Source organism: Celeribacter baekdonensis, from assembly GCF_003047105.1.
GTDB classification, from domain to species: domain Bacteria; phylum Pseudomonadota; class Alphaproteobacteria; order Rhodobacterales; family Rhodobacteraceae; genus Celeribacter; species Celeribacter baekdonensis_B.
In genome coordinates this window covers 237524-250299 of sequence record NZ_CP028472.1, presented here as the reverse complement: position 1 = coordinate 250299, position 12776 = coordinate 237524, and the positions used below count along the sequence as shown (strand labels likewise).

At 57.4% G+C, this 12776-nt stretch carries 13 protein-coding genes; 3 read left to right on the top strand and 10 right to left on the bottom strand.

Going from position 1 to position 12776, the window contains the following annotated elements:
• Window positions 1-39: 39 nt before the first annotated feature.
• Both DA792_RS01180 and DA792_RS01175 read right to left on the bottom strand, forming a co-directional pair.
• Entirely contained in the window at window positions 40-1704 is a 1665-nt protein-coding gene (locus DA792_RS01180) for an aromatic/alkene/methane monooxygenase hydroxylase/oxygenase subunit alpha (protein ID WP_009572589.1), read from the bottom strand.
• A 612-nt stretch (window positions 1705-2316) separates the two neighbouring features.
• Window positions 2317-3561: an RNA polymerase factor sigma-54 gene (locus tag DA792_RS01175; RefSeq protein ID WP_254679187.1), complete on the bottom strand. Its 1245-nt coding sequence runs from the start codon at window positions 3559-3561 to the stop codon at window positions 2317-2319.
• A 213-nt stretch (window positions 3562-3774) separates the two neighbouring features.
• Here DA792_RS01175 and DA792_RS01170 point away from each other — a divergent pair, with 213 nt between their 5' ends.
• Window positions 3775-4653 (top strand): hypothetical protein, encoded by an 879-nt coding sequence (locus DA792_RS01170; protein ID WP_254679186.1) that lies wholly within the window; start codon window positions 3775-3777, stop codon window positions 4651-4653.
• Here DA792_RS01170 and DA792_RS01165 read toward each other — a convergent pair.
• From DA792_RS01165 to DA792_RS01155, 3 genes are read right to left on the bottom strand one after another with little or no spacing between them, the layout of a single operon-like run.
• The gene (locus tag DA792_RS01165) at window positions 4650-4829 is read right to left on the bottom strand and encodes a hypothetical protein (RefSeq protein WP_009572592.1); all 180 of its coding nucleotides are present in this window, start codon (window positions 4827-4829) and stop codon (window positions 4650-4652) included. The genes DA792_RS01170 and DA792_RS01165 overlap by 4 nt on opposite strands.
• A 19-nt stretch (window positions 4830-4848) precedes the next feature.
• Window positions 4849-5988, bottom strand: coding sequence for a WD40 repeat domain-containing protein (locus tag DA792_RS01160; protein ID WP_107717650.1), 1140 nt, complete (start codon window positions 5986-5988; stop codon window positions 4849-4851).
• On the bottom strand, window positions 5989-6279 hold the full coding sequence (locus DA792_RS01155) for a hypothetical protein (protein WP_107717649.1): 291 nt from the start codon (window positions 6277-6279) through the stop codon (window positions 5989-5991). It abuts the gene before it with no gap.
• Between the two features lie 50 nt (window positions 6280-6329).
• Between DA792_RS01155 and DA792_RS01150 the strand changes: the two genes are divergently transcribed.
• Window positions 6330-6608, top strand: a complete 279-nt coding sequence (locus DA792_RS01150; RefSeq protein WP_107717647.1) for a hypothetical protein — start codon at window positions 6330-6332, stop codon at window positions 6606-6608.
• Window positions 6609-6952: 344 nt separating this feature from the next.
• On the top strand, window positions 6953-7801 hold the full coding sequence (locus tag DA792_RS01145; protein ID WP_159075128.1) for a GNAT family N-acetyltransferase: 849 nt from the start codon (window positions 6953-6955) through the stop codon (window positions 7799-7801).
• On the opposite strand, the gene DA792_RS01140 is transcribed toward DA792_RS01145, so the two are convergent.
• The 5 genes from DA792_RS01140 to DA792_RS23010 form a co-directional block, all read right to left on the bottom strand.
• Window positions 7780-9606 (bottom strand): sigma-54-dependent Fis family transcriptional regulator, encoded by a 1827-nt coding sequence (locus tag DA792_RS01140; RefSeq protein WP_107717644.1) that lies wholly within the window; start codon window positions 9604-9606, stop codon window positions 7780-7782. The two genes, DA792_RS01145 and DA792_RS01140, sit on opposite strands and share 22 nt — an antisense overlap.
• 189 nt (window positions 9607-9795) lie before the next feature.
• Complete coding sequence (locus DA792_RS01135) at window positions 9796-10911, bottom strand: Fic family protein (RefSeq protein ID WP_107717641.1); 1116 nt, start codon at window positions 10909-10911, stop codon at window positions 9796-9798.
• A 117-nt stretch (window positions 10912-11028) separates the two neighbouring features.
• Window positions 11029-11478 carry a WGR domain-containing protein gene (locus tag DA792_RS22380; protein WP_199908048.1) on the bottom strand — a complete coding sequence of 150 codons (450 nt, stop codon included), beginning with the start codon at window positions 11476-11478 and terminating at the stop codon, window positions 11029-11031.
• Window positions 11369-12655, bottom strand: a complete 1287-nt coding sequence (locus DA792_RS01125) for an RNA polymerase factor sigma-54 (RefSeq protein ID WP_159075127.1) — start codon at window positions 12653-12655, stop codon at window positions 11369-11371. Before DA792_RS01125 ends, DA792_RS22380 begins: the two co-directional genes overlap by 110 nt.
• The gene (locus DA792_RS23010) at window positions 12652-12774 is read right to left on the bottom strand and encodes a hypothetical protein (RefSeq protein WP_302664910.1); all 123 of its coding nucleotides are present in this window, start codon (window positions 12772-12774) and stop codon (window positions 12652-12654) included. Before DA792_RS23010 ends, DA792_RS01125 begins: the two co-directional genes overlap by 4 nt.
• Window positions 12775-12776: the final 2 nt, after the last annotated feature.

The following is a 12776-nucleotide window of genomic DNA, read 5'->3' as shown; positions in this document are numbered from 1 at the left end:
GGGTGGCGGGGGCCGTCATTCGGCCCCCGCCGCATTGGTTTAGTTACAGGGGTTGATGGTGAAGCCTTCGCGATACTTCGCGATATGCGCATCGCGATCCGTATCCGACATCGCGCGCAGCATGTTCAGCGGCGAGCGCAACGTGTGACCGCGCACGTGTTCGAGCTTCCACATATCCTTGTTGTCGAACCGCAGGTGCGGCTGAGCGACAAGCGTTTCGCCATCTTCGCGGACGAAGTTCAGATCCTTGATGGCATCCGCCAGATCCCAACCGTCGTAGACGCTTTCCCATTCGCGTTTGCCCGAGAATTTGCCCATCGCAGGCGTCGGACGGCCCTCGTATTCATCCGAGAACGCGGAGACTGCGGTCCAACGATCCAGCTCATGCGCAAAAGTGTGCCACTGGCCGTCAATCTGATCGACAACGATGTCTTCACGGACAACACACGGCACCAAGCTCGACCAGCACCGATGCGGATAGACGTAGCCGGTGTCTTCGTTGAAGGTGACAACCGTTTCACCCGGCTTCGACAATTTGGAGTACCATTTCCAGAAGTCACCGAATTCGGCATACCAACCCGGATATTTGTGCTCAAACCATTCGAAATCTTTTTCGGTCTGAGCTTCGATCCGCCAGAAGTTGACAGGCCAGCCAACGGCAAAGAACTGAGCGATCTTGTGAACGTAGTTCTTCTTGGTGATCCGGTTCCAGGCTTCCTGGACGTCATCGTGGTGGACTTTCACACCATACTTCTCAAGCGGAAGCATGTAGGTCCGGTAGTAATCTTCAAAAATCCAACGGTGCCACATTTCCGCATAGGACTCTTTGTCCTTGTCGCGGTTGGTGGTGCCGTATTCGATCAGCGTACCGATGGCGGCATCAACGATGGCGTGGTTTTGCCAGAACGCGTAGCGCAGATCGCGTTCCAAAAGCAGGTGGTTTTCCGGCTCTTTCAACGCGGCCATCAACATCGAGTGACCGTTGCCAATGTGACGGCTTTCATCGGACTGAACCGACAAGAACACGGTGGGCAGCGCATAGTCGCCATTGCGGGCGGCTTCCGACGGCATGGCCACGAAAAGCGTGTTGGTAAAGGCCGTTTCGGCAACCACGGTCAAATACATACAGGCCGAAGTCATCACGTCCCCGGTGATGAAGCCTTCGCCAAATTGGCGACCGATCGTGGTGGCATAGCATTTGCCAAACGCTTCTTCGGTGATGTCAAACCCGGCTGGGTCGATGTAGTTTTCCATGTACCACTTTTTCAGGTTCATCTGAATCGTGGAGTGACGGAATTCGTCCACCATCTGCATGGTAAACCCGGTCCGCAGATCTTCGCCCGGAGCCAGACGTGCAATCATCGCCATGGAGCGCGCAGCCGAAATTTCCGGGAAGGGGATGATGGCCAAGAACAGCTTCATCCATTCGACCCAACGGGGTTGAACGTTGCGGAACATGTCACCGCGCAAAGCGGCGTCAAGGGCACCATAAACGCGGTTGTCCTTTTCTTCCTGCATCGGGAAGTAGGAGCGCAGAACCTGTTTCATCGGATCGCGCGGTGCCTTGGTGATTTTGTAGTCCGTCGGGAACGTGCTGGCTTCCTGCACATAAGAAGGGTTCCAACCAAGATCGGAAATCTTCTTGGTGGCCTCCCCCACCGAAATCCCACGCTGAGACGTGATTTTATTAAGCGTTAAAGTCATGCCATGAGCCTCCTTAAAGCTCTGCGACCGGAAACCCGGTCACCTGTTGGCGGCTTTTGCCGTTGCGTTTGAGCGCCGGTGTTCAATCTCCAGCGGCGCCGGTTTTCGGCAAAGGTTGAAAAGATCGACATCCTTGCGATGGCTGGCATATGCCTTGGCCAATCACCGTCATGCCCTCACTCCCTATCCTTCGTTCTTTGAGACTGCCCCACGTGGAGCAGTTGCTCGCGTCTTGTGCAGGTCTTGTTGCAAACGGCGTTCCACAATTTGAAAAACCCGTGGCTCAATCTGTTAAAAATTATTAAATAACTGTTTTTATTATATATTTTTTGTTAATTTATTTTGCACACTCAAAATCAGGCGCATCCGGGCTCTGAGTGAAACGGACATATTGTCGCATATTGTGTCACTCGGACGTTGCGCAGAGTTACGAAGCGTTACACGTTACACTTGGCCCATTTTACACGTTGCCCGAACGGGTTCAGACGGACGAAAAAACAGGGTGCTCAAAACGCAATATGCCGAGCATTCGCCCGGCACGTTGTCTAAATATTCCCCGAAAATTTTGCCCTGACGCAGACGGATTTGACGTCTCAAAATTGCGCTGCAACCTCAGGCGTAAAGACGCCGTTTCGCTGCCGATGCAAGACCGATTTCCTGACGATATTTCGATACGATACGGCGGGACACGGTGATGCCCTCCACCTGCAACAGCGCCGTCAGCCGACGATCAGACAGCGGACGTGTTGAATCCTCAGACGCCAGAAGGGCCCTGATGCGCGCCTGAACTTTGGGTTTGGAATGTGTCATCTCGACCGAGGCCGCCCCGGCGCAAAGCACCCGCGCCGCGATCACGCCATGGGGGCCTTCGATCAACAACCCATTCAACACGCGGCTCACGGTGCTCGCATGATAGCCGGTGATTTGGGCGACGTCGGACATGGTCATCGGCTCCAAAGCTTCGGCTCCGGTGTGAAAATACGCGCTTTGTCGATCCACCAAAACCCGCACCACCTGCTTTACCGCGGACTGACGCAACTCCAAGGCTTGTTTCAGCGCCCGCGCCCGTGCAAGCGCCTCACGCAACACCGGGGTCTGCGCGCCTTTTGGCATCGGTAAAATCGACATTTCAGATGGTTGACCAGAGAGAAATTCGATCTCCCACCCCGTTGTGGACAACGTCACCCTCACATCCGGCTCACGCAAAAGCGTCGCATCCGTCATGAAAACAGCCCCTGGTTTCGGGTTCAGCCGACGGATCACCGACAGACAGGACATCACCTCTTCCATCTCAAGCCCGGCGGCTTTGGCCAGACAGGCCGGACCACCTTTTTCAAACGCCCCCAGATGGGCCAAAACCCGCCCCAAGGTCTCGGTCATGGCGTCCTGATCTTCCAATTGAAGCCGCAAACACTCCTCCAGATTGCGAGCAAAAAGACCCGCCGGTTCGACACGTTTCTGGATGATTTTCAACGCGGTTTCGATCACCTCGGCCCGGAGACCCAGCGTCTCGGCGATCTGGGCCACCGACCGCCCAAGCCAGCCGGATGGATCAAGCTCCTCAATCAAGGCGATGACCAGTTTTTCCAACTGACCGCCCTGCAAAATCAACCCCGCCAGCTCGCGAAAAACGTGATCATAGAGGCTTGAGGCCTCTTCTACGGCGGTCATTTCAAGGACATCCGTCGCACTGACACCGCCCGCGCGGCGCGGGCGCAGCACGATCATCGGATTGTCCCGCGCGGTCTGTGCAATATGGTCGTCTAACTCGGCCGAGGACATGTTCAACACCTCGATCACCTGACCAATTTTGAACACCTGTGTCTGTCTGGCTCGCATAAGAATGGCTAGCGACATCTTTTTCTCCCTCCGCCCCTCTCGGGGCAACTCCTCCGTCCCAGCTGGGACAAAACTCTGGCCATAGGCGCGATGGCCGGTCTATCGTGACTTAACTGAAACCCGGACACGCAGCCCCATGCACAAGAATGATCCGACTGGCGGAACACTCCCTTTCGAATATGCACCCCCGAACTGTCCTACCCCGGCCTCTCGCCACAGCTTTTGGCCCGCGTGAAACAGCTTTGGGCGGCGAAAGGGTTGGATTTTGATCGCCACTGGCGCGACGGGGTGCGCAGCCTGCCGGGGTTTCGAGCCCTGCCGCGCATTGAAAACGCACCCAACAGCGCCGAGGTGGATTTGGTCTTTCTGTTTGATCAATGCATTCTTTGGGTCCGCGCGTTGCACGCCGTCGCAAGTTGCGCACGCAGCCACCAGATCGAAGGTCTGACCCCGGCGCAATGGCACGGGCTTGCGGCCCTGTCCGCGCGGCTGACCGAACAACTCAGCGCCCTGCGGCTTTTGGCGTTGACGGACCTGCCGATGCCCGCCATGCAAATCGCCCGGTCGATTTCCGAAGATGTGGATATGGCCCTGGTCCTGCTGATCCGTCCCAAACTTGCGCAACGGTTTGCCGACTGTCAAAGCGTTGAAGAGGCGAATGAATTTTGGCGGCGTCACATCGCAGGCGGGCGGGTTTTTCGGACCATTTCCGAAAAGCTCTATACCGTCGGCATTGATCACTCCGCAGACACCGATTACGCGAAGTGGCGCAAGACGGTGCTGACCACGCTTGGGGCGGCGGTGCACAGCAACGCGCTCAACACCCATGTCCCGACCCGGCAGCACACCAACGTGCTGGCGAATGACGACAGTTTGCATTTTGCCACGTTTCGGATTCATGAACTCTGTGCCTTCGCTCAACTGGTGGAACCGGATTTGACGAAAATATTGGATGTGGCGGGCGTCGCAGCCGCCAACACATCCTCCTCGACCGCCCCGCTTGCGCGGTTGGCCGGACCATTGAACAGTATACTTGTGAGCCAGATTCAAAGGCTGGCGGCCCCCGGAACGACGCCCACCGGGATGCGGCAGGCGTCAAAGTTCCATTAGTGCTTGAGGTCTTCGGCTTGGCCAAGGCGGTTTTCGGCCACCCAGCGCGCGGCCAGAACCAGCGCCCCCGCCGCGAAATCTTTGCCGTGCTCCTCAACCATCTCTTCGGCCACTTTCGCAAGTGCTTGGAAAAAGCGGTCTTTGCTTTGTTCTTCTGTGGTCAATGCTTGTGTCATTGATCCTCCTCCCTTGGTTTTATTGTTTGAACATGTCGTCTGGGAACGTGACGATGGACACCGTGCCATCCTCGGCTCCCAGTGCCAGATGTGTGCCGGTCCCGGACCACGCGACCGAAGTGACAGCAACGCCGGTGCCTTCGCGCAACATCATCTCCTCGGGCTGTCCCACCCGGCAAATCGTGACCAACCCGTTGCTATACACAACGGCGCAAAGGTCACGTTTGCCGTGAACCGACAGCCGATCCACAATCGTCAGCCCCGGTTTGCCGGTCGTGATCGGGTCCCCTTCGTGATCGCCAAAAGGCAGTTCAGGCAGCGCCCAACCCACCACGCGGAAGGCCCCGGACGCGACCATGGCCCGCGAGGTTGCGCTGAAATCCACCGACTGCACCGCCTGTGGAAAATCAACAATCCGATCTGCGGTCCCGGCTGCGGCATCCACCACCAGAACCGATTTGTCGCGACACCCCGCGATCAACCAACGTGCGCAGGGCGACCAGCGCATCGCCAAAACCTGTCCCTGACAGGGCAGTGTCGTCACAGGCTCAAGACCATCGGTTTTGATGAGGCTGATATGCCCCGCCCCCCAACACGCCAACAGGCACCCATCGTCTGACACCGCGATGTCACGCACATCATGCGTCAACTCTGTGCTGCTCAGCGGCTCCCCGCCCTCAGCACTCACAACCGAAATTTGATCGCCGCGCCCGACCACGATCCGTGCCGCGCCTGGCAAGGCGCTCAGTGCCGTGATGTCAGCGCCCTCACTGGGCAACAACCGCAGAAGCTGGCCACGCGGCGTCGCCCGCCAAAGCTCTTCGCCCTCGCTATGGACAAAGGCAAATCCCTGTGGCCCAAGCGGGCAGATTTTACTGTCTGACAGCGCCGTGGCATCCCGGCTGGTCAGAGGCATCGGCAGTGGTTTTTCCCGTGCCCGAATGGTCATCCGGCCGGTGTCGAGTTCCTGCCGTATCCGTTTTTCCGGGCCTTCGGCATCCTTCACGCCGATAAACGTCATGCGACCGTCGGCCTGAACCACCGCAAGCGCCGTTCCGTCCATGTTGAACAGAACCTGCCGGATGTTTTGGTCCAAGTCCCATGTCCGGGCCAACAAATCAAAAAGCGAGAGCGCCTGAGGTGGCATGTGCTGTGTCATTCAGTTTTCCTTTTTCATAACGGTGTCGATTTCCGCATCCAGTGCGGAAAGACGCCCTTCCAATGCAGTGATGATGTCGGCGCTGCGCTCCAACGCGGCCTCGTTTTGGCGGCGCTCGACCTCGCGGCCCTCATCGACCACGCCGTCCTCTTCGTCCTTCATATCCAACACCATCATCCCGCTGGCTTTTTGGTTCAGCCGCATGTGCTCGACATTGGCCGCCGCGATGTCCTGTGTGACTTTCAGACGGTCCATGAGAATATCTTGAAGGCTGCGTGATTGACCTGTCATTGAGACCCCCTTTAAATGAGTGCTGTTTTACGCATTGAAGGGCCGACACGATGATTGATCCCGCCGACATTCGATTTTTCCAAACGCTCGCCTTGGTGTGTACCCAAACCGATGGCCTGGACACGCCCTGTCAAAACGCCATCCAACAGGCGCTGGAAACCCGTGATCCGCAGGACATGCGTGCGGCACGCCACGCCGTTGATGCGCTGGACGATGGGCTCAAAGATCGGATTTTGCAGCAGGTGCATCGGCTGATGGCCACCGATATTTCTGCGATTTGGGATGTGATGTCCTACGCCTCGGGGCAAACCAAAGAACGTCCGAACTGAGCCCGCATCGTGCAAACCATACGGCCCTGTTTGTAATGTCTCGTGCACGGCTATCCCCTCCCCTGAACATCCGATCTTTGTCTGGGTCAGGCTATCGAAGCGACAGGATGACGCAATGGAATCCGCTTTAAACAGGTGGTTTTTTGCCCAAATTCGTGGCGCGTTAGAAAAGTTGTAAAATAGCTTTACGTTTTCATTTTGCGGTTGGAACATATTGTTCCAAAAGAGATTTTTCTGCAGTGCAGTATATTTTCCAAATCGCGATTATTTCCGAATCAGCTTCTTGATTTCGTCCGATGATTCGCGCTGTTCTGGGTCTATCGCAGGCCAATTCAGAGAGCCCCATGACCCGCTTTTCCACCGATCAGGCACCGCAAGATTTCGTCCTTCGTCAGGTCCAGAAAAAGGATCTGCCGACCCTGATCCAACAGTTGAACGATCCCCGGATCGCCCCTTGGCTTGCCGCGCTGCCACAGCCCTTTGGCCCGTCAGATGTCGATGCGCTGCTGGCTCACGGCCAACATCCCGATGAACATCTCTTTATTGTCGAACACGGCGGCGCAGTGGCGGGGTGTCTGTGCATCGGGGCATCGCTTTGGTATTGGCTCGACCCGGCATTTTGGGGTCGCGGGCTGATGCATCAGGCGCTAGAACGCGCCGTGACCGCCCATTTCGCCGCGCTCGCGCCACCGCTGAGCGCCACCTGTCACACGGACAATGCGGCCTCGCAGACCTTGCTGACGCGGCTCGGGTTTTCACCCGCCCCAACCCTGCGTAAAATGTTTTTCCAAAGCACACAATCGGCAGAGTTGTGCCGCGATTTTGTGATGACACCAGAACAATGGCATCTGTTGCACCCGCCGTTGATTGCCCTAAATGACGTCTGCCTGCGTCCGGCGGAGCAAAAAGACGCCGTGACCCTCGTGCGTATGTTGCCCCATGCCGGATCGCCGATCTGGCCGGCCCCCGAAACGATCCGCGCATTCATCGAAACGCACCGCTTTCGAGGTCCACCACGCGGCCTTTTTGTCATATTGGATGCGCATCGCCGCAGCTTAGGCATGGCGCTTTTGACAGAAAACACGCCCGCTTTGCGCTTTCTCTCAGAAGAAGACGCGACCCGTCACCAAGATCAAATCTCCGCCGCATTGGCGCAAGGCATTGGTGCTGTTCAGTCTTTCAAATGCGAATAAACCGTATTGCGCGAGATGCCCAAACGACGAGCGGTCAGCGCCACATTGCACTGACAGATTTGAAAGACACGCCGCACCTCGAGGCATCGCTTCTCTCGCATCGGAACCCCTAAGCAGCGGCCACAGGCCCTCGTTTCACTCTGGTGCGACGGAAAGAAATGCTCCACCTGCGTCTCGCGCACAATCCCGGCGGGACAGCTTGCCACCAAGACCTGCAAATGATGCCGCAGATCGTTTAAATTGCCGGGCCGCTCCATCGACGCGAGCTTGCGCAGGGCCTTGGCTGACAGTTGATGTTGCGACGATAAATCCGTCAGCATGATCCGCGCCAATTTATCGAAATCAGTGCGCGCCTTGAGCCCCGGCAAATCAACGGTCAGCATGTTGACGCCCGCAATCGTTCTGGTGCGGATATGCGTTTGATCCTGGTGTGGCTGATCCGTCGCCACCACATACCAATGCCCCGCCGCCACATCTCTGCGCACACTGTCTAAGAGCACGTTCAACTCATCTGCGGCCAGGCCAGCCAGAGCGGAAACATGTTCCAACAGCAATGTACCACCCTGCGCCAGAGAAAGCCCCGAGGGGGCGGTGGCCTGCATCAACTCCCCGATCACCCCGCGCATATCCGTGTCTTGGGTCAGCCTGCGGCAGTCTACGACGATCAACGGTTTTGCCGGATGCAGATGTCGGTGTATGACCTCGGCCATCGCTGTTTTGCCGGTTCCCGTTGCGCCGTGAATGCACACCGGCTGGCCCACATCCGCCGCCCGGCGCGCCACACGCAAACATTCGCGCAGCAGCTCGTCATCAAAAACAAGCTCCTGTTCCTGAGGCTCTAATCGGTACAGCCGCGGAGCGCGCAGCGTCACCTCCTGCGCTGGTCCGCGACCCGAGCGCGGCCGTGACATGGGGCGCAGCCGGGCGAAATAGCTGGCATTCAACCCATCCGAAAGCTCGACCGTGTCGCCTTGGATCAGTTTGCGCAGGATCGACCGGAAAGAGCCGCCAAAGATGTCGCTGAACCGGTTCATGGTCAAAAAGTTCATCCCCGACAGCAATCTGGCCGAACTTCTGTTGGCGCCGGTGACATAGCCGTCCTCAGTCACCGACACCATCCCCACACTCTGCGTCGCCAAATATTCGACCCTGGGATGGAACTGTATGATGTAATCTCGACGATGGCTTTCGATGAACAATCGGTTTTCAATATTCGTCGCCGCCAGACTGACCAGAGCCTTGGTATGATACTGTCGATCAGACACCTCGGAGGACGCATCAAGCAGCCCAACGATCTTGCCGTCTGATGCAAAAATCGGGGCGCAAACGCAGGACACCCCACCATGGCGTGTAAAAAAATGCTCAGGCCCGGTCACCATACTGGTCTGTCCGGTGAACAACGCCAACCCAAGCGCATTTGTACCGCGCAAATCTTCGCGCCAGATCGAGCCGGGTCGCACACTGCGCGAACACTCAGCGGCGTGAAATTCGGCGTCCATGATGGCATCCAAAACGGTCCCGTTCGCATCCGCAAAGGCCGTCATATAGTTCGTACCGGCAATCTGCGAACTCAGGAGTTCAAGTTCTGGCCGAACGATTTCCATCAGCCGTTCGTTCTGTTGACGTGCGAGTTGCAGCTCCTGATACGAGATCACCGCATCCACCGGCTCGCCACCGGGTTCCAGCCCCACGCGCAGGCACCTTTGCCAACTGCGCGCGATCTCCTCAGGCATCGCGGCATGCGCAAATCGTTCACCTGCGTCTAACGCGGCGCGCGCCTGCAGAAACGTCGTTTTCATGCTCATGACACAGTCTCCCCCTCCTCAGGTGGCAACAGTGTTACCCTGAAGCGTGCGAAATCAACGGGAATGTTCAGTTTTTGAACACCGAATGTGACGCCTCTGCAAGGAACTCGAACGCCCAGCCCCTCTGCGGTTCTGCGCGGGTCACAAGGCACAAATGCTCCGATACCTGTCGCCCGCACAGGTCATCACTCACCGATCCTCACCAGAAAATCTAAGCACATAGCTTGTACTGCGCCCGCCCGCGTCTTGCTTGGCAAGAATGTCGCGGGTCACAAGATCGGTGATGTCGCGCAGTGCCGTATCCGATGAGGTTTTCGTGATTTTCGCCCATTTCGAGGACGTGAGTTTGCCCTCAAACCCATCCAGCAGCCGATTGATCATCTCCCGCTGCCGAGGATTGAGGCTTTGATCTTTGAGCCAATCCCAAACCCGCGCTTTGTACAGAACCGATGTGAAAATCTCTTCCGCATTGGTAAAGGCATGTCCGAGGCACTCCAGAAACCAAATCACCCAATTTGAAATGTCCAAATCGCCTTTTTGCGCGCGCTCCAAAGCGGCATAATACGCCTCGCGTTCCTGTCGGATCTGTCCAGACATGCTATAAAAGCGCCGAGATATGCCTTCAGATCGGGCCAAGGCCATGTCTGCAATGGCCCGCGCAATCCGTCCATTTCCGTCTTCAAAGGGATGGATCGTGACGAACCAGAAATGCGCAATCGCGGCTTTCAAAACCCCGTCAAGCCGCCCATCGTTGTTAAACCACTCAAGGAAATCCTGCATATCCTCGGTCACCCGACCGGCCGCAGGCGCTTCAAAATGCACCCGTTCCTTGCCATAGGCACCAGACACAACCTGCATCGGGCCCGAAGTTTCGCGCCGCCAATCCCCAACTGTGATTTTGGTCATCCCGCTACGCCCTGTCGGAAACAAAGCCGCGTGCCAGCCGAAAAGCCGGTCTTCCGTCAACGGATCTGAAAACTTCTGGGTCGCATCCAGCATCATTTCAACAATGCCATCCACATGCCGATCGGCGGCCACCAGCCCCCCAACATCAAGCCCAAGCTTGCGTGCAATGGACGAGCGCACCTGTTTCTTATCCAGAGTTTCACCCTCGATTTCACTCGATTTTGTGACATCCTCGGTGAGCACGCTAAGAACCGCCTCAGCCTGCGCGTCAAACCCAAGGGCCTCCATCCGGCCAATCAAACGGCCTTGTTGATGCCGAACACGGCCAAGACTGTCAGCAATGGCTTCGCTCTGCCAAACGAACTTTGGCCAATCTGGTTTTTCGTGGATATACGTCATATTCACCGCACTCCTTGCGGGAAATATGGGGTGTTTGCGCCGCATCGTCAATCTTATTCGCCGCAAATTATGCGGTAATTATTGCCAACAATCGCCGCACCAAGGAATATTTGCCTTTCAAATCAACTCAAGCTGAACCGGGATTGTCGCATATCCACGCCTATTCTTTGCACGCTTTATGCCCTCAAGGGCCCGTAGCGCGTCGTCTTGCGTGGCGAGATACGCACCCCTTTTTTGACCGCCAATCGCTCCGATGCGACCCCATTCCCGGATCAAACACCATTCCCCAAACAGCGTTTGGTCAATGCTGAGCGCATAGAACCTGCGTTGTCGTTTGAACGGGACTATTTTCTCAAGACGCACCTGCACGAGACCGCTTTCTAGTGGAATGTTCCACCACTCTACTCTCAAATGCGGCAAAAGTCGCGCATCACATCTTGCGCGCAAAGGCCGGCTGTCATTTGCGTTCAGATGCGGTGCCGATCCCGGCGCGTTTGCGCCAGTTGGCCAATGTCCGACGCGACATCGTGATGCCACGCAGGGCAAGGGCGTCCACCAGTTGAGCATCGGTCAAAGGAGCCTTTGGCGGCTCAGCAGCAACCAGCGTGGTGAGGATGGCCGCAATCGCATCTCCCGCAAGGCTGCCACCATTGCGGCAGGCGACACGCCCCCGGCCAAAAAACGCATCCAGTGTCACCACGCGCTCGGGCAATTGCATCAAAAGCCCGTTGCGGATACGCCCCACCGTGGTTTCATGAAGGCCCAAGGCCGCGCCCACCTCGGCGTTGGTCAATGGTTTTAACCGTGTCGGCCCCTGTTCCAGAAACGCGTGTTGAAATGCAATCGCATAGCCCGCAACCCGCAGGATCATTTGGCTACGCCGCGACAAGGTGCGCTCCAGCCATCGGGCGGTTTCCAAACCTTCCTTGCTGGAGGGCTCGGCCAGATGCGCCACTTGGACCTCCGGTGTGCTGGCCCGGTTCATCACCACCTGCCACCTGTCCTGTGAATCCCGACTGACGATCAGATCAGGCACGCGGCGGGGTGCTGGGGCGGAGTCGAATTGCGCACCCGGTTTGGGGTCGAGGCTGCGTAAAAGCGTGACCATTCGCCCCAACTCCGGCGCGTCGACACCGCACCGATCCAACAACAGCGCCGTGTCGCCACGCGCCAAGGCCGGTAGGTTGTCCAGCAGGTGCTGCATGGGGACATCCAAAGCCTGTGCCTCGGCCAATTGCAAACGCAAACACTCGGCCAACGACCGCGCGAACAGCCCAGTGGGTTCAACCTCCTGCAAGGTGAGCAACACCTGTTCCGCTTTCTCAGGCGCACAACCTGCCGAACGGGCCACCTCCTCCACGGTCTCACCCAACCAACCCGAAAGGTCGAGCGCAGCGATGAACGCCTCGGCAATGGCACGCTCATTTGCGGTTTGAAAAAGAAGCCCCACCTGCGCCTGGACATGGGCGTAAAGACCCGTCGCCTCGGCACCCATGCGATCGGGATCAAAATCGGCAGCCCCGGCCATGAGACCGGGCGTGCCCCAATGCCTGTGCTTGCGCACTGGCGCCGGGTCTTCGGGCATTGGCAGCGTGACCTGCACATGCGGATTGTGCGCGGCCTCTTCGATCAAAAGACCGCTCAGCTCGGCATTGTCCATTTGCAACAGATTAAGTGCCCGTTGCATCGTCTGTGACATCCGCTGAGCCGGATATTGCACCTGATGCAGACTGGGGCCTTTCATGGTGTTGATCCCAAAAGCGCACGCGGGTTCAACGCCATGAAATCGGACCAGATCAAGCGGCACGCGGTGGCACGGCCCACCCGATCCTCTATGCTCTCCGACAGGTTGGTCAAGCGCATGC

What these genes read in the sequence shown, in the direction of transcription:
- DA792_RS01175 (WP_254679187.1), bottom strand. Translation starts at nt 3,561, where the DNA reads ATGTCGCTAGCCATTCTTATGCGAGCCAGACAGACACAGGTGTTCAAA.
- DA792_RS01140 (WP_107717644.1), bottom strand. Translation starts at nt 9,606, where the DNA reads ATGAGCATGAAAACGACGTTTCTGCAGGCGCGCGCCGCGTTAGACGCA.
- DA792_RS01125 (WP_159075127.1), bottom strand. Translation starts at nt 12,655, where the DNA reads ATGAAAGGCCCCAGTCTGCATCAGGTGCAATATCCGGCTCAGCGGATG.
- DA792_RS01160 (WP_107717650.1), bottom strand. Translation starts at nt 5,988, where the DNA reads ATGACACAGCACATGCCACCTCAGGCGCTCTCGCTTTTTGATTTGTTG.
- DA792_RS01180 (WP_009572589.1), bottom strand. Translation starts at nt 1,704, where the DNA reads ATGACTTTAACGCTTAATAAAATCACGTCTCAGCGTGGGATTTCGGTG.
- DA792_RS01165 (WP_009572592.1), bottom strand. Translation starts at nt 4,829, where the DNA reads ATGACACAAGCATTGACCACAGAAGAACAAAGCAAAGACCGCTTTTTC.
- DA792_RS01145 (WP_159075128.1), top strand. Translation starts at nt 6,953, where the DNA reads ATGACCCGCTTTTCCACCGATCAGGCACCGCAAGATTTCGTCCTTCGT.
- DA792_RS01135 (WP_107717641.1), bottom strand. Translation starts at nt 10,911, where the DNA reads ATGACGTATATCCACGAAAAACCAGATTGGCCAAAGTTCGTTTGGCAG.
- DA792_RS01155 (WP_107717649.1), bottom strand. Translation starts at nt 6,279, where the DNA reads ATGACAGGTCAATCACGCAGCCTTCAAGATATTCTCATGGACCGTCTG.
- DA792_RS23010 (WP_302664910.1), bottom strand. Translation starts at nt 12,774, where the DNA reads ATGCGCTTGACCAACCTGTCGGAGAGCATAGAGGATCGGGTGGGCCGT.
- DA792_RS01150 (WP_107717647.1), top strand. Translation starts at nt 6,330, where the DNA reads ATGATTGATCCCGCCGACATTCGATTTTTCCAAACGCTCGCCTTGGTG.
- DA792_RS22380 (WP_199908048.1), bottom strand. Translation starts at nt 11,478, where the DNA reads ATGCTCAACTGGTGGACGCCCTTGCCCTGCGTGGCATCACGATGTCGC.